General features: G+C 32.0%; 19 protein-coding genes, 1 pseudogene, 1 riboswitch and 1 other annotated feature. Of the genes and pseudogenes, 15 read left to right on the top strand and 5 right to left on the bottom strand.

Going from position 1 to position 22,271, the window contains the following annotated elements:
- Positions 1-262: 262 nt before the first annotated feature.
- The 6 genes from DT250_RS26920 (at position 263) to DT250_RS26895 (ending at position 7,538) form a co-directional block, all read left to right on the top strand.
- Complete coding sequence (locus DT250_RS26920; protein WP_088609360.1) at positions 263-2,401, top strand: penicillin-binding protein; 2,139 nt, start codon at positions 263-265, stop codon at positions 2,399-2,401.
- A 177-nt stretch (positions 2,402-2,578) separates the two neighbouring features.
- Positions 2,579-2,837, top strand: a binding site (T-box leader).
- 65 nt (positions 2,838-2,902) lie between these two features.
- Complete coding sequence (locus tag DT250_RS26915; protein WP_088609361.1) at positions 2,903-4,141, top strand: MFS transporter; 1,239 nt, start codon at positions 2,903-2,905, stop codon at positions 4,139-4,141.
- Positions 4,142-4,245: 104 nt separating this feature from the next.
- The gene (locus DT250_RS26910) at positions 4,246-5,271 is read left to right on the top strand and encodes a serine hydrolase domain-containing protein (protein WP_088063607.1); all 1,026 of its coding nucleotides are present in this window, start codon (positions 4,246-4,248) and stop codon (positions 5,269-5,271) included.
- 206 nt (positions 5,272-5,477) lie between these two features.
- Positions 5,478-5,945 carry a DUF1453 family protein gene (locus DT250_RS26905; RefSeq protein WP_000353194.1) on the top strand — a complete coding sequence of 156 codons (468 nt, stop codon included), beginning with the start codon at positions 5,478-5,480 and terminating at the stop codon, positions 5,943-5,945.
- A gap of 79 nt (positions 5,946-6,024) precedes the next feature.
- Positions 6,025-6,531, top strand: a complete 507-nt coding sequence (locus DT250_RS26900) for a DUF3189 family protein (RefSeq protein WP_000576339.1) — start codon at positions 6,025-6,027, stop codon at positions 6,529-6,531.
- Between the two features lie 200 nt (positions 6,532-6,731).
- A complete protein-coding gene (locus DT250_RS26895; protein ID WP_000831941.1) occupies positions 6,732-7,538 on the top strand; it encodes a DegV family protein in 807 nt (268 codons plus the stop codon).
- A gap of 134 nt (positions 7,539-7,672) precedes the next feature.
- On the opposite strand, the gene DT250_RS26890 is transcribed toward DT250_RS26895, so the two are convergent.
- On the bottom strand, positions 7,673-8,245 hold the full coding sequence (locus DT250_RS26890) for a DJ-1/PfpI family protein (RefSeq protein WP_088063608.1): 573 nt from the start codon (positions 8,243-8,245) through the stop codon (positions 7,673-7,675).
- Positions 8,246-8,505: 260 nt separating this feature from the next.
- Here DT250_RS26890 and DT250_RS26885 point away from each other — a divergent pair, with 260 nt between their 5' ends.
- The gene (locus DT250_RS26885) at positions 8,506-9,723 is read left to right on the top strand and encodes a methyltransferase domain-containing protein (RefSeq protein ID WP_149213972.1); all 1,218 of its coding nucleotides are present in this window, start codon (positions 8,506-8,508) and stop codon (positions 9,721-9,723) included.
- Positions 9,724-9,816: 93 nt separating this feature from the next.
- Here the strand turns inward: DT250_RS26885 and DT250_RS26880 are convergent, their stop codons facing one another.
- Positions 9,817-11,001, bottom strand: a complete 1,185-nt coding sequence (locus DT250_RS26880; protein ID WP_088063928.1) for an MFS transporter — start codon at positions 10,999-11,001, stop codon at positions 9,817-9,819.
- Between the two features lie 58 nt (positions 11,002-11,059).
- Positions 11,060-11,159, bottom strand: a riboswitch (purine riboswitch).
- Between the two features lie 496 nt (positions 11,160-11,655).
- Here DT250_RS26880 and DT250_RS26875 point away from each other — a divergent pair.
- Together DT250_RS26875 and DT250_RS32845 are read left to right on the top strand one after the other, a co-directional pair.
- On the top strand, positions 11,656-12,951 hold the full coding sequence (locus DT250_RS26875) for an MFS transporter (protein ID WP_149213971.1): 1,296 nt from the start codon (positions 11,656-11,658) through the stop codon (positions 12,949-12,951).
- 69 nt (positions 12,952-13,020) lie between these two features.
- Positions 13,021-13,176 (top strand): annotated as a pseudogene (locus DT250_RS32845) (methyltransferase family protein); the annotation flags it as partial.
- A gap of 49 nt (positions 13,177-13,225) precedes the next feature.
- Here the strand turns inward: DT250_RS32845 and DT250_RS26870 are convergent.
- A complete protein-coding gene (locus DT250_RS26870) occupies positions 13,226-13,939 on the bottom strand; it encodes a hypothetical protein (protein WP_097890153.1) in 714 nt (237 codons plus the stop codon).
- A gap of 495 nt (positions 13,940-14,434) precedes the next feature.
- Here DT250_RS26870 and DT250_RS26865 point away from each other — a divergent pair, with 495 nt between their 5' ends.
- Both DT250_RS26865 and DT250_RS26860 read left to right on the top strand, forming a co-directional pair.
- Entirely contained in the window at positions 14,435-15,235 is an 801-nt protein-coding gene (locus DT250_RS26865; RefSeq protein WP_088063611.1) for a GNAT family N-acetyltransferase, read from the top strand.
- Between the two features lie 45 nt (positions 15,236-15,280).
- Positions 15,281-16,159, top strand: a complete 879-nt coding sequence (locus tag DT250_RS26860; RefSeq protein ID WP_149213970.1) for a glycerophosphodiester phosphodiesterase — start codon at positions 15,281-15,283, stop codon at positions 16,157-16,159.
- 256 nt (positions 16,160-16,415) lie between these two features.
- On the opposite strand, the gene DT250_RS26855 is transcribed toward DT250_RS26860, so the two are convergent.
- Entirely contained in the window at positions 16,416-16,877 is a 462-nt protein-coding gene (locus DT250_RS26855) for a hypothetical protein (RefSeq protein ID WP_000021531.1), read from the bottom strand.
- Positions 16,878-17,052: 175 nt separating this feature from the next.
- On the opposite strand from DT250_RS26855, the gene DT250_RS26850 reads away from it, so the two are divergent.
- The gene (locus tag DT250_RS26850) at positions 17,053-17,583 is read left to right on the top strand and encodes a DUF4269 domain-containing protein (RefSeq protein ID WP_060486812.1); all 531 of its coding nucleotides are present in this window, start codon (positions 17,053-17,055) and stop codon (positions 17,581-17,583) included.
- A gap of 45 nt (positions 17,584-17,628) precedes the next feature.
- Here DT250_RS26850 and pdxR read toward each other — a convergent pair whose 3' ends face one another.
- The gene (gene pdxR / locus DT250_RS26845; RefSeq protein WP_088063614.1) at positions 17,629-19,062 is read right to left on the bottom strand and encodes a MocR-like pyridoxine biosynthesis transcription factor PdxR; all 1,434 of its coding nucleotides are present in this window, start codon (positions 19,060-19,062) and stop codon (positions 17,629-17,631) included.
- Between the two features lie 148 nt (positions 19,063-19,210).
- Here pdxR and DT250_RS26840 point away from each other — a divergent pair, with 148 nt between their 5' ends.
- The 3 genes from DT250_RS26840 to DT250_RS26830 all read left to right on the top strand — a co-directional run bounded on the left by DT250_RS26840 (position 19,211) and on the right by DT250_RS26830 (position 22,261).
- Positions 19,211-20,125 (top strand): DMT family transporter, encoded by a 915-nt coding sequence (locus DT250_RS26840; protein ID WP_088063615.1) that lies wholly within the window; start codon positions 19,211-19,213, stop codon positions 20,123-20,125.
- A 122-nt stretch (positions 20,126-20,247) separates the two neighbouring features.
- Positions 20,248-21,609: a family 8 glycosyl hydrolase gene (locus DT250_RS26835; protein WP_088063616.1), complete on the top strand. Its 1,362-nt coding sequence runs from the start codon at positions 20,248-20,250 to the stop codon at positions 21,607-21,609.
- A gap of 193 nt (positions 21,610-21,802) precedes the next feature.
- On the top strand, positions 21,803-22,261 hold the full coding sequence (locus DT250_RS26830; protein ID WP_088063617.1) for a GNAT family N-acetyltransferase: 459 nt from the start codon (positions 21,803-21,805) through the stop codon (positions 22,259-22,261).
- Positions 22,262-22,271: the final 10 nt, after the last annotated feature.

Genomic DNA, 22,271 nt, shown 5'->3' with positions numbered 1-22,271 from the left:
GAGTGGCGAAAGAACAAGTAGGTTAGCACCTATTAAATTTGTAGTTTATTATAAATTAATCATCACGTTACGGAATATTCATAAATTTCACGCACCGTACTATAAATAGAAAAATAAAATAAATACAGAAACAATAACTACTTTCAGAACGATTTAAAGGAATTAAAAGGTAAAGTTCGAAACATATAGTATTGAAAGCAAAAAACTACATAATTTAAAGCACACCATCGTAGCAATTAATTGTGAAAGAAAGGAGATAAATATGCATAAACTTGAAACGAATAAAGGTGCGCGGTATTTTATGGTTGCTTTTATTGTTTTGTTTCTTATTATGCTTTTGCGGTTTTTCTATATTCAGGCAGTAGGTGTCGTACATAATGTAGATGTAAAAGATCTAGCAATTGAACAACATAATAAAAATGGTGTTTTGGAAGCGAATCGTGGCACAATATATGATCAAGCTGGAAAAGTGTTAGTCCAAGATTCCACAACATATCGTGTTGTTGTGAATTTAAAAGGAACAAATAAAGTGAAAAATAAAGATGAAACTGCAGAGCGATTAGCTGATGCGCTTGAAATTGATAAAGAGGACGTATTAAAAAATTTTCATGATGGACGCACGCAAGTTGAAATTGGAAAAGTTGGCCGGAATTTATCTAGAGAAGTAAAAGAAAGAATTGGAAAATTAAAAATTCCAGGGGTATCTTTTATGTCAGAAAAAGCAAGAGTATATCCAAATGAAGATTTTGCATCCTATATACTTGGTTTTGCGAGACCTGACGATAAAGGAAATACAGAAGGAAAATTTGGACTTGAAAAGAGCCTGAATAAATATTTGCGCTCTACAAACGGGAATATAGAATATGTGGGAGCACCAAGAGGGATCCCGCTTACAAATGATATAGGGAAAATAGAACCAGCTAAAAATGGGAATAACGTATACCTTACGCTCGATAAACAAATTAATAGTTTTTTAGAAGAAGCGATGAATAAAGCGCAAGAGCACTATGATTCTTCTATGTTAGTAGGAATCATAGCGGATCCAAAGACAGGGGAAATTTTAGCAATGTCTAGTAAACCTAGTTTTAATCCTAATAAAGGCGATATCGAATATTTTTTAAATGATCCAATCGCAAATGCATACGAACCAGGTTCAACAATGAAAATATTTACGTTAGCTGCTGCAATAAATGAAGGGGTATATAACGGGAAAGAATATTTCCAATCTGGAAAATATTCAGTTGGTTCATCTGATATAAAAGATCATAACGGTGGGTTTGGATGGGGATCTATTACATTTGATGAAGGCTTCGAAAGATCATCCAACGTAGCTTTTTCTATTTTAGAAGATCAGTTATTGAAACCGGATAAATTTAAGCAATATATGAATAAATTTGGATTCAACCAAAAAACCGGAATAGATTTACCTGGCGAAAGTAAAAACACATTATTATTAAATACACAAATTCAACAAGTCACAACTTCTTTCGGACAAGGTTCTACAGTAACTCCCATTCAATTAATCCAAGCAGCTACTGCTATAGCAAATGACGGAAAAATGATGCAACCATATATCGTTGACAAAGTTGTAAATCCAATAAATAAACAAGTTATTATGGAAAATCAACCGAAAGAAATTGGGAATCCAATAAAAAAAGAGACAGCGGACAAGGTAAGAGACTTAATGGAGCGTGTTATTACGTCTTCAAAAGGTACTGGTACAATGTATAAAGTGGATGGTTATCCAATAGGAGGTAAGACAGGAACAGCGCAAATTCCGAATCCTGAAAATGGACGATATATGGAAGGAAAAGAAAACTATATTTTTTCATTTTTAGGAATGGCTCCGATTGATGACCCAGAGTTAATTGTATACTTAGCTATTAAGCAGCCAAAGTTAAAGGGAGATGAGTATGGAGCTCAGCCGCTCGCTGAAATATTTAAACCAGTTATGAAAAATAGCCTTGAATATTTAAAAGTGAAACCATATACAGAAAAACAAATGGCAGATGCAACGAAACGATCCCAATTAAAAGTACAAAACTATGTCAATCAATCAATGGATACAGTAGAGAATAGTGTGAAAAAAGAGAAGCTCCAACCGATAATTTTAGGCGAAGGAAAAATAATAAAACAATATCCGCAATCTGGTGAAGTAATGAGTGAAGGGGATCGTATATTTTTATTAGGGAAGAACGCAATAATGCCAAATTTACAAGGTTGGTCCATGCGTGATGTTATGTATTTCTCTAAACTATTAAAATTAGAATTAAAGACTACAGGTACGGGCTATGTAACGAGTCAAAGCATTGAAAAGGGACAAGATATACAAGAAGGCGATGCATTAGAACTAAACTTAGAACCACCTTTACAACCGTTAGTAGAGGCGAATACAAATTAATTCGGACAAAGTGAAGGGTCTAAATACAATAGGCTCTTTATTTTATAGATTTAAGTAATTTCACGCACCGTAATTTTTAGAAAAAATAATAAATAAAAGAATTAACAGAAACACGTTATTAAATATCTGATTATTTTTTATTTACAGTTAAATATTTCTGTGATAATATGGAAAAAATCAAATGCAGTGAAGAGAAGAGTAAATAAAATGAATTTTTCACAGAGAGCTCCATTTAGCTGAAAAGGAGTAAAAATTCTTTATTGAACCAAGCCTCTGAGCAGCACATCGGAACCTTTTATTAGGGGGTGGTGTGACGGGAGCTCCCGTTATAGAGCTATGGTATAAGCATGATTTACAATGCAGTACCTGATAAGGTTAATATGGCGACATATTAACAAACTAGGGTGGCACCGCGATGATAAATCTCGTCCCTAAGACTAAAAGTCTTGGGGGTGGGATTTTTTTATTGTTTCAAAACAATTTGGAAAGCGGGGGCCTAAAATGAAAAACTTACTTAAAGATTGGAAATATCCTTTATTACTACTGTCTGGAGTTGGTATTGCGAATTTAGGGGCATGGATTTACTTAATAGCACTGAATGTACTTGTCTATAATATGGGAGGCTCAGCCTTAGCTGTTGCTACTTTATATGTAATTAAACCATTAGCCGCCTTATTTACAAACGCATGGTCAGGAAGTATGATTGATCGTTTAAATAAACGGAAGTTAATGATTCACCTCGATATATATCGTGCGGTATTTATCGCTATTTTACCTCTACTTCCATCACTTTGGATTGTTTATGTATTCGTATTCTTTATCAGTATGGCCAGTGCAATTTATGAGCCAACTGCTATGACATATATGACGAAATTAATACCAGTAGAGAAAAGACAACGTTTCAACTCATTACGTAGTTTAATAGGATCTGGTGCATCATTAATTGGTCCAGCGATAGCGGGAGTATTGTTAATAGCAAGTACACCGGAGTTTGCTATATATATAAATGCTATAGCATTTCTCTTATCAGGAGTAATTACATTGCTGTTACCTAATCTTGATAAAAAATCCGATATTACTACGTCAAATGATAAGTTATCTTTAGCTGTACTAAAAAAAGATTGGAACATCGTTTTAAATTTCAGTAAAAAATCTTTATATATCGTTTTTGTGTATTTCTTATTTCAAGGGATGATGGTTTTAGTTGCCGCAACTGATTCACTTGAATTGTCATTTGCGAAAGAAGTTTTATTGTTAACAGATAGTGAATATGGCTTTTTAGTTAGTATTGCTGGAGCCGGGTTTATTTTAGGAGCTATAACAAATACAATTTTATCCAAAAAAATAGCGCCTTCATTTTTAATTGGAATAGGATCATTATTCATAGCAATCGGTTATTTAATTTATGCTTTTTCAAATGAATTTTTAATAGCTGCTATTGGATTCTTTATTTTATCTTTCTCTATGGCGTATGCAAACACAGGATTTTATACCTTTTATCAAAATAATGTCCCTGTCCATATCATGGGACGGATTGGGAGTATATATGGGCTTGTGATTGCGGGCATCACCATTTTAATTACGATTTTGTTCGGAGTTGCAACTCAATTTATTTCTATACAACTTGTGGTTATTGTAGGCTCATTGGTAATGCTGCTTATAACTATCATATTGTGTGTATTTACTTTATTGCCCTCACATTCTAAAGTGCATTCCTCTGAGTCAATCAATTCAAAATAGTAATCTTGGTTTTGATTTACGGTATTCAATAGGAGGGTTTACCCTCCTATATATGGAAATATAAGAAGGGTGAACAATATTGATAAACGAAGGTGGTTTTTGTAATGAAAACAAAAGATCAAATAGACAGTATTGTAAAAGAAATGCATCAGCATATAGATTTCTCTGGGGTAATTTTAGTAAAAGAAGAAAAAGGCTTAGTCTATGAAGAGGCGTTTGGTTACGCAAATCGCAATGAATGTATAAATAATACGCTACAAACAAGGTTCGGAATTGCCTCCGGTTGTAAAATATTCACTGCTATCGGTATCTGTCAACTTGTTGAGAAGGGGATAATTACTTTTCAAACAAAGTTAAAAGATTGTTTACGCATAAACTGTCCAAACTTCAATGAAGATATTACAATACATCACCTTCTGACGCATAGTTCGGGTATTCCAGATTATTTTGATGAAAGTATTATGGATAATTTCGAAGATCTTTGGGAACAAACTCCTATGTATCTATTAAAAAATTTAAAAGACTTCTTACCATTATTCCAAAACAGAAATATGATGTTTGCACCTGGAAGTAAGTTTCATTACAACAATGCAGGTTTTATCATACTGGGATTAATAATCGAAGAACAGACAGGATTTGAATTTACGGAATATATAGAAAAAAACATATTCAATCCAATTGGTATGAATGATTCTGGCTATTTTTCTTTAGATAGTTTACCAAGACACACAGCTTTAGGATATATAAAAGACGAAATTAACCAAAATTGGAGAACAAACGCCTACTCTATACCAATAAAAGGTGGTTCTGATGGTGGTGCTTTTATTACTGCGCCAGACATGCTGAAGTTCTGGGAAGCGTTATTTAACTATGAAATCATAAGCCGAGAATATACAAACATGCTTTTAACTCCTCATATTCAAGTAAATAATAATCAGTCTTACGGCTATGGAATATGGATTGAAACAAGAGAAAACAAGATATTCAAATATCATGTAATGGGATATGATCCAGGAGTCAGTTTTCGCTCAGCCGTATATCCAGGATTAGGTATTACAGTAGTTATTCCGTCAAATAAAGGAGCGGGTCCTGAAAAGATAATGAAAGAATTAGAAAACTCTTTTTCATAAGGTTAAAAGAGTTTATGAACGCATTAATAAATGCAAAAAAGACGTACTATTTATTTGTACGTCTTTTTTGCATAAACAATGCTTAAAACTGATGGGAAATCACATTCTATATTTTATAATTTTTATTAGCTAGTTTATTTAAAGTATGGAATGAAAAGAAGCGAATATAATTTTCAAATGTAAACAAGTAAATAGGAGGACTCTAAATGGATATTCTATTTGTTATTCTACTTGTTGTTTTTATAATGATATTAATGCAAGGTAAAGAATATAAAGTGAATATTAATCGTATTTGGTTCATTCCGACTTTGCTGTGCTTTGCGACAATCCAGTCTATTATTCATATGGGACAATTAACTATATTGAAAGTATTACTATTCGTTGTAATGCTGGGGATTGGATTGGGCCTTGGAATGATTAGGGGAAAAGTTTTAACATTTCGATTAGATAGTGAAACAGGTCATGTATTACGCAAAGGAAATTGGTTAAGTACAATTATTCTACTTGCCATTCTAGGTACGAAGGTTTTGATTAAACAAAGTATGTTTTCTAGCAGTACTCACTATACATTAATGGTTGTAACAAATACCTTTTTATGTATCACATTAGGTACTGTAATTAGTAAACGATATTATATTTGGAAAAAATATAATGAATTAATACAAAAAACATGAAAGTATTCATCCATTGTTTAACAGCGCCGTGAACGGTAATACTAAATAACATTGAACTTTTACAACAAGGGATGATAATATGATATTCATTTATACAGATTTTGGCGGAACACATTCAACTTCACTTGCTGCAGCTTATCATTTAAATAAATTACCAACGGATCGTAAGTTAACGAAAGAAGAAATTTTGAATGTAGATTACTTTAATAAATTGAAAACAGAGGATATGGGCAAAATCATTTTTCATGGAATAGACGAAAATGGTAATCCGGTTTATACAATTGGATGTGGTGCATCAAAAGTCGTTGTACCTGCGATGAAACATTTAGGAGAGATTTTGCAAAAACATTATCAAAGTCATGAAAAGATTATTTTTTCTAATACATCACCAACAGTGCCTTTACCAATGACTTTCGGTGGTCTGTTTTCTAGAAGATTTCACATCGACTTCATCGGCGTACCGTTACTCGTATGGGGAGCGAAACTTTGCTGTGATAACGTACAAAGACTTGTTAGTTATACGAAAGAAGCTGGTCGATTGACAAATGATTATGTTGTAATTTTAGATAATGAAACCTTTAAATAATGTATAAAAAGAAGAAAATCGGGCAAATACTTCGGTTTTCTTCTTTTTTTCGTGAAAATGACAAAAAATATTCACATTTAATATCCATCTACTATAGCCAAAACAATAAAGTCCTGTTACTATTACAGGGATATTCTCTTTTCGTAACATAAATATATAGAAAAGTCAGAAAAGAGGAATTGAATTAAGGGAGGAACAACATGAAGCGTGTTGCTTGGATTACTGATAGTACAACTGCGAGTTTTACAACAGAAGGAGATAACTTTGTTATCCCAATTGAAGTTATTATTGATGGTGTGTCGTACAAAGATTGTGAAGAAGGTGTGCGTGAGCGCGTCTATAATGCGTTAAACGAAGGTAAAACTGTCACTACATCACAACCTAACATAGGGGAAATGGTAGAGTTATTTTCGAAATGCAAAGAAGAATATGAAGAGGGATTTGCAGTTGCTATTAGCGGAAAAGTAAGTGGAACTTATCAAAACATGAAGTTAGCTGCAGACATGGCAGGTTTCCCATTAACGGTATTGGATAGTGAAACAACAAGTTATCCAATGGATGAACTAATTAGAAAAGCGAAATCGTTATACAATGATGGTATGACGTTACAAGATATACACAAAACATTAGTAGATGAAAAAAGAAGACCTTTCCACGTATTCCCGAAAAGTTTAAAAGGCCTTTACGCAAGTGGACGTGTAAAGGGAGTTCAATTTTTACTTGGAAGTTTATTAAGTGTCAACTTAATATTAGAAGTAAAAGGTGGAGAGCTTTTACTTGAAAAGAAAGTTCGCAAAATCCAAAAATGTCGAGAATACATTAAAAATGAACTCGAAAAAGAATTACCAAAAGTACTTCATATGTTCCATGCTAACGATAAAGATGGAGCTGAGGAATGGATTTCAGATATTAGAAAAGCATTCCCTGAAATGGACTTTAAACTATATCCATTACCAATTTCATTTGCGGTTCATGCAGGTGAAGGTACAATAGCAATTAGTTATTAAGAGGAAAACCCGTGAATAATTCACGGGTTTTTTATTTAATTGAATTGAAATTGGAGGCATATCACGTCGCCATCAAACAAAAAGGCTCATTTTATCGTTTTAAGGAGCAACCAATCCCTCAACTTGATTTGAAATTAAAAATATAAACCTTTGCCTACTGGCTGAACAGTTTCTAGAACAGTATCGACCATTTCTTCATTGATTAGGGTTCTTATAATCCAGGCTGAGAGATCTTGAGCAGCAAAACAGCCTGCAGCAGTCGAGATATTTCCTTCGTTTACGAAACTTTGTTCAATAACGTCTACATCAAATTCTTTAAGCTGTTCTACTACGGACGGATATGTAGTGGCTTTCTTACCTGTTAGTAATTTTTTAGCTCCTAGTAGTAATGAACCAGAACACATAGATCCTATTAATTGTCTTTGAGGATCTACATGAATGCTATTAAGATACTCTTGATTTGTATATAAATTTTGTACACCCTTACCACTTGCAAATATTACAGCGTCAGCAGACGGAATATCAGATATGCTTCCTGTCATGGGAATACGTAAGCCAGACATGGATATATGAGTTTTTCCCGTTCCTAATAGTTGAACGTCCCAATCAGAAATACCGCCAACTAAACGTACACGATTTAATAAATCCCATGGTAGAAAAACATCTATATCAGTAAAGTTATCAAAACAGACTATTGCAATTTTCATTTTCTAATCCCTCATTCCGTATGTATGTCCCCTAATTTAGAATATAAACTGCTCCTTTTTATGTTCTATATTAAGTTATAAATTCCTGTATATTCTATGCGATGGAAATTTAATTAAATAAAAGGATTATACACCTATAAAATATGTGGCATTCAAATATCCCATACATAACGTAAATAATGTTGTTTCGAAAGTTTAAAGGGTTTTTAAATATAAAAATAGAAATCTATATAAAAAAATATATAAATGGTAGTGATGCTATGAAAATAGGTAAATTTGGAGAATTAAATAACATAAGTATTGATACAATTAGACATTATATGGACCTGGGTCTCATTATTCCTGAAAAAAGGGGAGGGCATTATTTTTTTGATGAGTATTGTCAAATAGATTTAGAACTTATATTACATTACAAAGATCTAGGATTTAGCTTGAATGAAATTAAAGAACTATTTTTTTATAAAAATTTAGCGAAATCTATGAATTACGAAAATGATACTTTTTACCAATCTTTATTTAAATTGAAATATGACCAGATGGAACAGGAAATAGAGCTTTTGGGGAAGAGGCGGGATAAATTAAAGGAAGTGTTACAAGATTTATTATTAACAAATGAAACTTCAAATTCAATTATAGGGATAGATTTAAGCGTACTTCATTTACTTACATGTTCTAAGTGTAGCGAAAAACTAATTCTTCAAAATGGAATTATTACTAACAATCAAATTACTGAGGGGAAGCTAATTTGTAATTGTGGTGAAGAATATATTATTACTTCAGGAATTATAACTGCGGGTAAATTGTTTAAAGTAAATGAGCAAACGTCACTTGAAGATACTATTTCGGATTATATTCATGAAACTGATAATGCGTATTTGGAAAATATGCATAGGGAAGGGGAATGGGCGAAAAAGAAACTAGTACATTTAAATTTAAATAACAAATTAATACTGGATTTAGGATCGGGACTTGGATTCTTTTTGAGAAACATTTATGAAGAACTGCCCGAAAATTGCCTATACATTGCAGTGGATCGAGATTTAAATAAACTTTTATTTTTAAAAGATGTATTAGCGAGAAGAAATCCGAAAAGAAACATTCTCTTTATCTGTGCTGATTTTTTGAATATCCCTATTCAGAATCAGTCAGTTGATGTAGTAATTGATCATTCTGGTACGAGCAATTATAGTTTTGAGCATGAGGATTTTTTACTTCACGAATTAAATCCACTTTTTAAAACGGATTGTTATTTAGTAAGTTTATTTATTTTATTTAAAAATTTCAGCTCAAATAGCCAAATTACAAATAACTTTCGAGAAAATTTTACACTTTCAAAAGTAACGAAAGAAATCCAAAATCTACACTTTCAATCCATTGATGAAAGTACTTCAAATTATTTGACACGAGGAGGAAAGTACGAGGATTTCTTTGTTCAAGGAGAAGAAATTTATACATATTCATTTTTCGGAAAAAGATAAGGGCAATCCCGTCAAAAAAAGTCCGGTTTTATAACTGGACTTTTTTTGATGATTTATATTTATACTCTTTGCGATTAAAAGACAAAGAGGATGTTAATCTACATGTTTAGCACTCACATGACACTCTCTTATCGGTGTATGTCTAGTAAGAGAAAAGATAGCCAAAACTAAAGACAATAGAACTAGAGATCCACCAACCCAGGCCATGTAGGCAACATTCTCTACTTGTTTTAAAGCTATACCTCCAACTGCGGAACCGAGTGAGATTCCTATTTGTAGAGCTGAATTATTAAAACTTTGTTGTATATCTGACGTATCTGGGGCGGTTTGGATTAAATAACTTTGTTGAGGTGGTGCAAGTCCCCAACTTAATGCAGCCCAAACTATCATAACAGGAATAAATAGACCAATAGAAACTGTCGTGAACGGTAATATAAATAAGATTAGAGCAAATAAAGTAATAACTATCACAATACTTTTTGGAGCCCCTATTTTATCTGATAATATACCGCCGAACGCTCCGCCACTTACTGCAGCTATACCAAATACTAAATAAAATATGCTTATCCAATAAGGGCTTAGGTGAAACTTTTCTTCTAAGAAAGGAGTAAAATAAGCATATAAAGTATAGTGTCCTGCTAACATAAACATGGTAGCTAGATGAGCAGCACCTAGTTTTGGACTACACACGGCCTTTAATTGGATAGATAAAGGAGTTCGGTTTTCCTCACCAGGTATTTTCTCTAAAAATACTGAAATTAAGATAATAGATCCCAATGATAAAATAGCTATACAAAGAAAAATAACTCTCCAGCCAAATGTGTTTGAAATTAATATGCCTAGTGGTACTCCTAAAACAAGTGAAGAGCTAATACCCATATAAATTAATCCTAATGCTTTTGCTCGGTAAGAGGGATTTACAATCTTTGCTGCAATTGTAAGGGAAAGTACGACAACTAATGCTGTACTCATAGCAGTTAAAATTCTTGCTATCATCATAAAAGTAAAGTTTGGACTAAAATAAGTAAGTATATTACCAATTAGAAACATATAAAGTGAAATAATATACAATTTTTTTCTTTCCACTTTACTTGTAAAAATTAATAATACAGGACCTGCTATTGCATAAGTAAAGGCGAAGATTGTAATTAATTGACCAGCGGAACTTAATGAAACATTAAAATCTTTAGCGATGTCTGGCAATATTCCTCCAACAATAAGCTCTACAAGCCCTACTGCTATTGTTGCTAAAGCTAATATAAATACTTTGAAATTCATTTTTTGTATTCCCTTCTCGTCATTATTTACCTTAAAACAAAAAAACTCCTGACCACAAACGCTAAAAGACGCGTTTTGTAGTCAGGAGTTATTGGTTCCTGGTAGAGACCCCCAAGCCATATTCTTGGAGTTATACATGATTCTCATATGTAATTAGTCAATGTAATAGAAGATACCATATTACTTTTTACATTTCAATAAAAAAATTTCGTATTTGTACATGTGTACCTATATGAAAGAGATAAAATGGGCTTTCTGAAACTCTAATAATTTTACCTTTCGATGGAAGCGCGTCTAAATGATTCAACTATTGCTAACTTTCACTAATGAAGATTATATAAATAACAAACGTAAGTATTAAACGGCTATATAAAGTAAAAAAGCGACATCCTTTCTGTAGAATTAATTATAGAAAAGGGTGGCGTTTTTTATATGTATATTTTTGTATCTAATCAATTACAACTATTTGCTTAAGCAATTCTAAACTATTTATCTTCAAATCATTGACGGTAGATGAGATTAGTTTAATGGGCATGGGGTTAACCCCATCTTTTTTTATTTCTTTGTATTAATTTTTAAACACAATGTATTGATATTGGGTTAACCCAATAACTTACACTTAATGTAATACAAAGAAAAGTGGGGGGAATTGTTATGGGAAGTTTACGATTACATATAGAAAATAAAAAAAGAAACCAGGAACTAAGAAATATTTGTTTATATTCAATCGCAAAAACAGTATCAATATTCGGTACCGCTATGTATAGTTTCGCATTAGGATTATATGTTTTACAAATAACTGGATCTGCGTTAAATTTCGCGATTACGCTCATATTAGGAACGATTCCAATGATTGTTTTGAATCCCTTTGCTGGTGTAATTGCTGATAAGGTTGATAAAAAGAAACTAGTTATTTGTATGGATTTACTAAGTGGATACTTATTAATAGCTGTTTATATATTAAGCAGCTATTATGGATTAAACTTATTCATCATTTATACTACAACCTTTCTTATGACAGTGTTTACAACCTTTTTTGGAATAGGATTAGAGGCTGCAAAACCAAATATCGTCTCTAAAGAGACGCTTATGAGTATTAATTCTATAAGTAAAATTATCGATTCTGTATCTTTAATTCTCGGCCCTATGTTAGGTGGCATCGTTTTTTCAGTATTTAATATTAAGACCTTTATAATTATAAACGGTATTTCTTTTATTCTTTCAGGGATAGCATTACTATTTATTCATTTTAGACTGTTCGAGTACAACATAAATGAGGGAAATTCAAAAAGAGGAGTTAATTTTATTAAAGATATAAAAGAGGGGTTTTCTTACTTACTTGAAAAGGAAAGCTTAAAGAATACGTTTCATATTTTAATTTCGTTTAATTTCTTCTTAGGCTTTGCTGTAACTGTTCCATTGCCATACATTATTAACACAGTACTCAATCTTGGTTCTAAGCAATTTGGTATCATTCAAGGGACTTTTCCAGTAGGGATGATAATTGGTGCAATTGTAGTAAAAAAGATAACTGATCGTTTTTCTTACTCTTATCTTTTGAAAAAACTAAGTTCTATGTTGTCAGTTTTTATGATTATTTTAGGAATTCCAGTTTTATTCAAAAGTTTTGAAGTGAATGATTTAGTATTCGTTATTACGTATTGTGTTGTTATGATCTTTTTAGGATTTATTATAGCGTTAATTGATATTCCTTTAATTTATTTCATGCAAAATGAGATTCCCGATGAATACAGGGGAAGGGTTCTCAGCATTGGATTAAGTATAGGTAAAATGATGCTCCCTATAGCAATGGCACTATCCGGTCTATTATTAAATTATATCCCAGCGTATACCATTCCAATTGTAGGGGGATTCTTATATTTCATAGTAATTAAAGTTTCATCAAATCGTTTCATATTAGAGGTTCATTCGAAAGATTATAGTGCTTAGTAGATTCTTAGATTATTTATAGAATGGATACTGCTACCTCTTTCAAGCTAAGAAAAGCAAATACTATAAAACGAAATTTATAGTTTGTTAATTCTTATAGGCCTATTCTTTGTATTTGTTTTTGACTATATTCCGCAATCTGATGATTACTTACAGAATAAGTACGGTGAACAATTTACAGTGTATAAACAGAAAACAAAAAAACTAATACCGTTTATTTGGTAAATCAGTTTCATAAATTATAAAAAGCGCAGGATCATCATCCTGCGCTTTTCTATCGTAATTCAGCTGTTTTTCTAATAACAATCTTATCAATATCATCTTCTTCATCACCATTAAATAACCCGCGTTCTTTTAAATACGCCTCAAAATATAAATCTGCTTCTGCACGTTCATCATACGGTTTTACAGATAGAACGAAACCTAATTTGTTTTGTTCCTCTAAATGAGAAGTGGAGATGTAGGCCGGTACATTGTGGCGTAAAAAGAGTTCTTTAACCGGAATAATCATATCTTTCATTAATTTCGTTAACATACCCATTTCAAACTCGAAATTAAAGCGATCTATGCTACATAAATCAGCGAATACTACACCGATAAAACCTGTATTAAATACTTCTTGATATTCTACTTCTTCATCATTACTGTAAAAATTCTTTTCGATTAAATAATTTACAAAATAAGCAACGCCGTCACTTTGTTCAAATGGTTTCGTTGAAAGAACGAAGCCGATTTTCTTTTGTTTATGTAAATACACACATGACATGTATGCTGAAATATTATGTTCTTTAAATAAAGAACTTGTTGCCCCAGAGAGGCCATCAAGTACGTGATGAACAATTTGAAGTTTTTTACGAGCGAAATAATAGGATTTCTTTTGTAACTCCAATGTATCAATAAAGACAGAGCCGATAAAGCCTGTATTTGAAATGATAGGTGTTTGCTTTTTTCTTCCTCTGCGCTTTGCTTGAGCCATTGTAAAAATCATCCCTTCATGTACAATTAAAATAAAAAGAACGTTTGTTCGTATGTTTTTATTTTACTATTAAAACGCTATAAAGTAAAGGGTTTTTGACGAAAAAAACAACAAAAAGACACCTGTAAAAGGTGCCTTAAACGCTGTAGGGAAGAGGGTTCATCCCAACTATTTATATTATGATACAGAAACGATCTCTTCTGCATCTTCTACATCTAAATGACAGTCCATAGTACGAACATCTTGATCTTCATGACTTCCGAAATAAATAGTAATTTTCATATGTATCGCTCCTTTATTCTAGGAATACCTAAAATAATTACTAGTAATGTTACTATTTATTATATACCACTTTTTTCATTCCGACAACGTTATATCATTTTTAATTCTTTTAGGGCAAAAAGAGTAATGTATAGAGATATTTTTATAGAAATAGATACATTTCTTATGTGTTATATTTAATACTGAAGAATTCGAAAACGAATTTTTATGAAAGGAGCAAAATGAATGAATTATAAACAGTTACTAATAGATAACTTCACATATAAAACCTCATATATTGCGCGGCAGTTACATGGAATGAATGTAAAAGAAACGAAGGATTACATTGCTGTCGACTGTGGTTTACCGGCAGATACATTTAATATCATTACTATACTAAACAATAATTTAACGGAAGGTATTGAGAAACTATATAAAGTGGTAAACAACTATAATCAAAAGAAATTTCCAATGAGTGTTTGGTTTTGGGATGATAGGCATGAGCAGACTATAAAAAGCGAATTAATAAGACTTGGCTTAAAAGAAACAGAACAAAATATCGCGATGATAGCAGACTTAAAAACAATTCATCCAACAATAAACATGCCAGAAGGTTTTACGATACAAAAAGCATCTTCGTCAGGACAAATTAAAAATTTTGGGGAAACGTTAGCTAATCTATTTGGTACTTCAGAGGAAGGTACACATGTACAAGCATTCTACAATGAAACTGCTTCTTTCGATTTATGGAATAGTGAGAATATGAAACTATATTTAGGGATTTTTAAAAATGAAGTCGTATCTGTTGGTTCGTTAGTATGTACAAAAGATAGTATTGGTATTTATGATATAGCAACGAAAGAAGAAATGAGAGGGCAAGGATTTGGCTCTACTATGTTTAATTACTTGCTACAAGAAGCAAAGGAATTAAACGTTTCTCAATGCGTATTACAAGCTTCACCTGATGGGATTAATATTTATAAAAAGGCTGGTTTTCAATCTGTTGGACAAATGACTGTATTTGAAAATAGACGTTTAATTGAATAAATTATTCAATCTAAATTGCTTTCATGTAGGAGTTAATACATCATTATGAAAAAAATATATATCGTTACAATCATTTTCACCTTTATAGTAATAGTCACTTTTGCTTTTCATAAAGTAAATGAACTTAAGTACACAAAAGCTATTAATCAATCAAATCATATAAAAAACATTGCACATAGAGGAGCTTCTGCGTATGCGCCGGAACATACAATACAAGCTTATAAACTAGGACAACAATTAAAAGGAGATTATATAGAAATTGATCTTCAAATGACAAAAGATGGACATTTAGTAGCTATGCATGATGAAACAGTAAACCGCACTACAAATGGTAAGGGGCTAGTTAAGGAACATACATTAGAAGAAATAAAGCAACTAAATGTAGGTTCTTTTTTCAATGAAAAGCATCCAGCTTTAGCAAAGAAAGAATTTGAGGATGCTACAGTTCCAACACTAGAGGAAATTATTGAAACGTTCAGGAATAGTACTAATTATTACATTGAAACAAAATCGCCAGATGAATATCCCGGTATGGAAGAAAAGTTATTAGAAATTATACAGTACTACGAAATAAGTGATAAAGTTATTATTCAATCATTTAGTAAAGTAAGTTTGCAAAAAATTCATAGTTTAGATGTTCATATACCTCTAGTACAATTACTACCTTACAAAAAGGCAGTTCAATTAACTGAATTAGAGATAAAAAAGTACAAAACATACTGTATCGGTATTGGGATGAACTATAAATATATTGATTCAGCTTATGTAAAGAGAATAAAGAAACACGGATTAGAAGTTCATCCATTTACTGTAGATAATGAAAAAGATATGAAAAAGTTACTTCTATGGGGAGTTGACGGGATGTTTACGAATTACCCGGATCGTTTACATTCGTTATTACAATCTTCAATTATAATGGTGTAATTATCACTGAATCAATACAACAAGTACCCACAAGTATACAAAGATAGTTTGTGGTCCAAATGGTAACATTATTGAATACATAGAGCCGATATTGAAATGAAATCCGAAAAAGAATCCAATATTTTTATTGGATTCTTTTTATTTAGCTCCAAGTGACGAACTTAAAGCAATTTGAATTTGAATTTGTTAATAAAATATTACATTGAGTATGATTTTTTGTAATTATCATTAGAAAGTAACGAAATTGTAATGAATTTTAACTACGCTTTTTATATTTTTTTGATACACTGACTACGAGAGGAATACCGATTAATGTAGGTAAAAACCAAAACCATATAGGCGGTAATAAATTAATTATGGGAATATGAATACCGACGTTTACTAAAAGTGCGGTAACGGCACCAATATAAGAACCTAACATACCTCTAATATGGTGATGGAGCCAATTTTTCCAACGTTTTTTTCGTGCGAGGTATCCATATATCGCAAATGAATAAGAGAAAATTGCTACATAAAATAAATATGCGATTTTATCCCAGCTTATAATGGATAATATAATTGCAGTAAGGGTGATGACAACATAGGATGCATGATATATTTCACCCCATTCCGTATGTTTTCCTTTCTTCTTTTGAGCAACCATCGCTACAATACCGGTGATTAAGCATATTGTTCCAAATAATATGTGGATGGTTAAAAGAATGTGAAAAATGCTCATAATAATTCCTCCTTTTTTATTTTTATAGTATTGCAGTATAGGAGGAAAGTTGAAACGCATTGTTTATTCACCTTAATATTTTGAAATAAATGTACTCCTAGCACAAATATAAACAGACAAATTTTTCTTGAACTTAGCGGAGACACGTATTACGTGAAAAGAAGGAGAGACTTCCATGTTTACATCTATTACATATTTACAATCTGGGAATGAGAAGCAACAAAAAGTGTATGATGTTTTGAATAAACTTAACATTATGGAGGATTTAATTTTGTATAGTCCGGTTCTTTGCGGGACAATTCCTATTAGAATTGATACTCTTCAATCTGACTTAGATATAGTAATGGAAGTACATAACTTTGATGTTTTTGAACAGGAAATGAGATCTTTATACGGTTCTTATAAAGGATTCAAAATAAAAAAGAAAAAAATTAAAACTACAGAATCGATAAAGGTAAATTTTGAATTTGAAGGTTTTAAATTTGAATTATTTGCTCAGCCTAAGCCAGTACGTAACCAAAATGCATATAGACATATGATAGTAGAGCACATGCTATTAATACAGCATCCCCATATAAGGGAAGAAATTCTTCGCTTAAAAGAGAACGGTTTAAAAACAGAACCTGCTTTTGCTCAAGTATTAAATATTGACGGAGATCCTTATGACGAACTTATTTTATTGGGACAGGAAATGAGATTGTGGTAAATACGATACACAAAAACTCCTCTATAGTTAAAAGAGGAGTTTTTGTTATGCCATGAGCTTACGGATTAATTCACTCAACAATTTAATTCCGCTAGTTATTTGCTCTGGAGAAACATATCCATATGATAAACGAATGTACCGATCTGATTCTTCTTCATATATACGTCCTGGGTTTAAAAGAATTCCTTTTGATAGCGCCTCTGAAAATAATTTCTTCATCGGAATGTTAGGTACAATCTTTAGCCATATAAATAATCCACCACTAGGAATATCCCACGATGCAACATCTGCGCAGTATTTATTTAAAGCTCGTATCATGAATTGTCTTCGTTCTTTTAATTGAATTCTTACGTTTGCAACATGTTCTTCATAAAAACCTTTATTTATCCATTCAGCAGCAACTCTTTGAGATAAAGAGCTCGATCCATAGTCTGTTTGCATTTTTATATCTGACAATCTATCAATAACTGGTTCGGGTCCAATGATCCATCCAATTCTAAGTCCTGGGCTAAGTGTTTTAGAAAGACTACCAACATATAATACATGTCCATGTTTATCTATCGACTTTAAAGGAGGTGGAGATGGTTCATCAATCCATAACTCTCGGTAAATATCATCTTCAATTATAGGTAACTGTTCCTTTTCACATATTTTTATTATTTCTTTTCTTCGTTCTTGAGACATTAATGCCCCTGTTGGGTTTTGAAAACTTGGGATAGAATATAAAATGTTTTTCTTTTGACTGTATTTAATACGTTTTAATAATTCGTTAGGTAAAATACCGTGATTATCCATACATATACCAGATAGATTTATATTTGCTGATTGAAATACATGAAGTGAATATAAGTAAGAAGGTTGTTCAAGTAAAACGGTTGATTCTCTATGCAAAAGACCAATTGATATTAATTGGAGTGCTTGTAATGCACCAGAGACGATTAATATAGAACTGGCTGAAGTATGTATTCCGAATGATTTTACGTATGTACTAATTGCTTCACGTAACGGCAAAAAACCTTTTTGTTCTTCGTATCCAAAATAATCTATTTCGTCACTTACGCTTTTCATAATGGACTGCATAGTTTCTAGCGGGAAAATTTGAGGCGCAAGTTCACCTTTACTAAGATGGATAAGTTCTTTATTTGCTTCTGCTTCATTGATTTCTCGTACCATTAACTTGCTAGGTTTGTGAATACCAGCTTTTACATAGTCACTCCAATCAGGCGGGGGATTCGTCGCTAATAATGACCATGTATTATTTGTTACAATTGTTCCTGCTCCAATTTTCCCTTGAATCAATCCATCTGCCATAAGTTCATCTAGCGCAGTTATTACAGTACTTCGATTTACATGAAATAATTTGGCTAACTGCCGTTGACTAGGAATCTTACTTCCAATAGGCCATTCTCCATTTTCAATTTTTTCTTTCATAAAGTTTACTATCTGCCGATACTTAGGCAGTTTTTTATTAGTTGTCATAAAAAAACTCCCTCGTTCACTTTATAAATGCCAAGTGGTTGGTTTTTACGATAAATAACTGGTTGAAGACATTGTAACAACTATTAAATATGATGAAAAGAAATAATTGGTAATTATAAAGTGGTTGGTTTGAAGGGGGAGAAAAAACATGAATTATAAAAAATGGGACTTTCGGATTATTTGTGCTCATGCTTTTACGATTTTAATATGGGGGACTGCCTTTCCAGCAATTCGTATGGGGCTCGAATCTTATACACCTGAGCACCTTACTTTACTACGTTTATTAATTGCTTCATTTATTCTTCTGTTGTTTTCTTTTATATACAAGTTACGACTACCGGACTTAAAGGATATCCCAGCAATTTTTATATTTGGTGCTTTAGGATTTACTGTTTATCACATTGCATTAAACTACGGCGAAAAAACAGTAAATGCTGGATCTGCAAGTTTAATCGTTTCAGTCACACCTATAGTAACGGCTATTTTTGCATCTGTTTTTTTGAATGAAAAAATGAAATTAAATGGTTGGATCGGTGGTGTAATTAGTTTTATAGGAATTGCTTTCATATCATTTAGTCAAGGAGATGCTATTCAATTGAATAGTGGAGGATTATTTATTTTATTAGCAGCGATTTCAGAAAGCTTATTTTTTGTTTTCCAAACTTCTTACTTGAGAAAGTATGGCTTCTTGCCATTTACTATATATACAATTTTATCTAGCACTGTATGTATGCTTATTTTCTCGCCGGGAGTGTATACAGAAATACTAGCAGCTCCTCTTGAAGTGAATATGAGTGTTATATATTTAGGTTTATTTCCAACAGTACTCCCATATATCGCATTGGCATATATCATATCCCATTCTGGTGCTGCTGAGGCAACAAGTTCTCTATATTTAACTCCAGTAACTGCATGTTTTATTGCTTGGGTATGGTTAGGTGAAGTACCGACTTTTGTTTCAATAATTGGCGGGGGAATTACTATACTTGGAGTTTTAATTACTCATATATCACTATCAAAAAAAGAAAAATATACAACTCTAGTAAATAATAAATCAATATAAACTCATTCCATAACCACTTTATTATACTTTCTTTTGTTGATAAATATAATATTTTGTATTTCAGTTAAATATTGTATGTTACATTTTATGTAGTAAGCATTTTAAAAGGGGATGACAACATAATGAATGGAAAAAGAAAAATTTTCACATGTATTTCTATTATAGGAATCGGACTAGCTAGTTTTTCTAATTCTAGTTTCGCAGCAAATGGAACGGACAATTCAGTACAAACTTCTATTCCCATAGTTAATCAACAAGTAGCTGCTGTAAAAGAAATGAAACCATTTCCCCAGCAAGTTAATTATGCAGGTGTTATAAAACCAAATCATGTTACACAGGAAAGTTTAAATGCTTCTGTAAGAAGTTACTACGATAATTGGAAAAAGAAATATTTGAAAAATGATTTATCTTCTTTACCTGGTGGTTATTACGTAAAAGGAGAGATTACGGGTGATGCTGATGGGTTTAAGCCACTTGGAACTTCAGAAGGTCAAGGGTATGGGATGATAATTACAGTATTAATGGCTGGTTATGATTCGAATGCTCAAAAAATCTATGATGGTTTATTTAAAACAGCAAGAACTTTTAAAAGCTCTCAAAATCCTAATTTAATGGGATGGGTTGTCGCAGATAGTAAAAAAGCACAAGGTCATTTTGATTCTGCTACTGATGGGGATTTAGATATTGCGTATTCTCTTCTTCTTGCTCATAAGCAGTGGGGATCAAATGGAACGGTTAATTATTTGAAAGAAGCACAAGACATGATTACAAAAGGTATTAAAGCTAGTAATGTTACAAATAATAACCGACTAAATTTGGGAGATTGGGATTCTAAAAATTCACTTGATACGAGACCATCTGATTGGATGATGTCACACCTTAGAGCATTTTATGAATTTACAGGTGATAAAACTTGGCTTACTGTTATTAATAATTTGTACGATGTTTATACGCAATTTAGTAATAAATACTCTCAAAATACAGGACTTATTTCAGATTTCGTTGTAAAAACTCCACCACAACCCGCACCTAAAGACTTCTTAGATGAGTCAGAATATACAAATGCATATTATTACAATGCTAGTCGGGTACCATTGAGAATTGTAATGGACTATGCGATGTACGGCGAGAAAAGAAGTAAAGTCGTTTCTGATAAAGTCTCTTCATGGATTCAAAATAAAACGAATGGAAATCCTTCTAAAATTGTGGATGGTTATCAATTAAACGGATCCAATATTGGTAGTTATCCAACTGCTGTATTTGTTTCACCGTTTATTGCTGCAAGTACAACGAAAAGCGATAATCAAAAGTGGGTAAATAGTGGATGGGATTGGATGAAGAATAAGAAAGAAAGCTACTTTAGTGATAGTTATAATTTATTAACCATGCTATTTATTACAGGTAATTGGTGGAAACCAATACCTGATGATAAGAAAATAGAAAACCTAATAAATGATGAAACTCAAAAAGGATACGATAAATAACAAGGTTTTCTTTTTAGTAAAAGGAATTAGCACTATGCTAGTTCCTTTTTAATATTTCGTGAAACAATACAGCTTTACACTTAAATAAAGAAAAATTTAATAAGATCATGTTGTAGGTTGTTGTCGGAAAAAGGAGAATATGTCACTCTGTTGAATATAAAAATACAACCTATTTATAAAGGAGCCTAAAATATTGAATGTCCAGTTAAAGGTTGTTACGAGAGAGAATTGGGAAGATGCCTTAAAGCTACAAGTTAAAGAAAATCAGACGAAATTTGTTCCATCTGTAGCAGTTTCACTTGCTAAAGTATATATAAAACCAGATGGAGACAATGTGGAGTACATACCATTTGCGATATACGACGGCAATCTAATGGTTGGTTTTATTATGCATGCTGTTGTAAGAGAAACAACTGATATGTATTGGATAAATGGATTTATTATCGATCAAAAGCAGCAAGGGAATGGTTATGGAAAAGCGGCATTACAAGAAAGTGTTTCTTTAATAAAAAATACATGTAAGGCGTGTAAAGAAATAAGATTAACAGTACATAAAGATAATGTCTTTGCAAAGAAACTATATGAACGTTACGGTTTTCAACCATTGGGACATGAATATGATGGTGAGCAAGTATATCGTTTGTTCGTTTAAGTATTACGAA

Source organism: Bacillus sp. AR2-1 (genome assembly GCF_008368755.1).
Lineage (GTDB): Bacteria > Bacillota > Bacilli > Bacillales > Bacillaceae_G > Bacillus_A > Bacillus_A wiedmannii.
Note: the sequence above shows the minus strand (reverse complement) of the source record. Positions and strands in the feature narration are given on the sequence as shown.

Coding starts and splice junctions, on each gene's coding strand:
- DT250_RS26910 (WP_088063607.1), top strand. CDS start 4,246: ATGAAAACAAAAGATCAAATAGACAGTATTGTAAAAGAAATGCATCAG.
- DT250_RS26875 (WP_149213971.1), top strand. CDS start 11,656: ATGGGAAGTTTACGATTACATATAGAAAATAAAAAAAGAAACCAGGAA.
- DT250_RS26900 (WP_000576339.1), top strand. CDS start 6,025: ATGATATTCATTTATACAGATTTTGGCGGAACACATTCAACTTCACTT.
- DT250_RS26860 (WP_149213970.1), top strand. CDS start 15,281: ATGAAAAAAATATATATCGTTACAATCATTTTCACCTTTATAGTAATA.
- DT250_RS26890 (WP_088063608.1), bottom strand. CDS start 8,245: ATGAAAATTGCAATAGTCTGTTTTGATAACTTTACTGATATAGATGTT.
- DT250_RS26920 (WP_088609360.1), top strand. CDS start 263: ATGCATAAACTTGAAACGAATAAAGGTGCGCGGTATTTTATGGTTGCT.
- DT250_RS26855 (WP_000021531.1), bottom strand. CDS start 16,877: ATGAGCATTTTTCACATTCTTTTAACCATCCACATATTATTTGGAACA.
- DT250_RS26835 (WP_088063616.1), top strand. CDS start 20,248: ATGAATGGAAAAAGAAAAATTTTCACATGTATTTCTATTATAGGAATC.
- DT250_RS26840 (WP_088063615.1), top strand. CDS start 19,211: ATGAATTATAAAAAATGGGACTTTCGGATTATTTGTGCTCATGCTTTT.
- DT250_RS26870 (WP_097890153.1), bottom strand. CDS start 13,939: ATGATTTTTACAATGGCTCAAGCAAAGCGCAGAGGAAGAAAAAAGCAA.
- DT250_RS26895 (WP_000831941.1), top strand. CDS start 6,732: ATGAAGCGTGTTGCTTGGATTACTGATAGTACAACTGCGAGTTTTACA.
- DT250_RS26850 (WP_060486812.1), top strand. CDS start 17,053: ATGTTTACATCTATTACATATTTACAATCTGGGAATGAGAAGCAACAA.
- DT250_RS26865 (WP_088063611.1), top strand. CDS start 14,435: ATGAATTATAAACAGTTACTAATAGATAACTTCACATATAAAACCTCA.
- DT250_RS26905 (WP_000353194.1), top strand. CDS start 5,478: ATGGATATTCTATTTGTTATTCTACTTGTTGTTTTTATAATGATATTA.
- pdxR (WP_088063614.1), bottom strand. CDS start 19,062: ATGACAACTAATAAAAAACTGCCTAAGTATCGGCAGATAGTAAACTTT.
- DT250_RS26880 (WP_088063928.1), bottom strand. CDS start 11,001: ATGAATTTCAAAGTATTTATATTAGCTTTAGCAACAATAGCAGTAGGG.
- DT250_RS26885 (WP_149213972.1), top strand. CDS start 8,506: ATGAAAATAGGTAAATTTGGAGAATTAAATAACATAAGTATTGATACA.
- DT250_RS26915 (WP_088609361.1), top strand. CDS start 2,903: ATGAAAAACTTACTTAAAGATTGGAAATATCCTTTATTACTACTGTCT.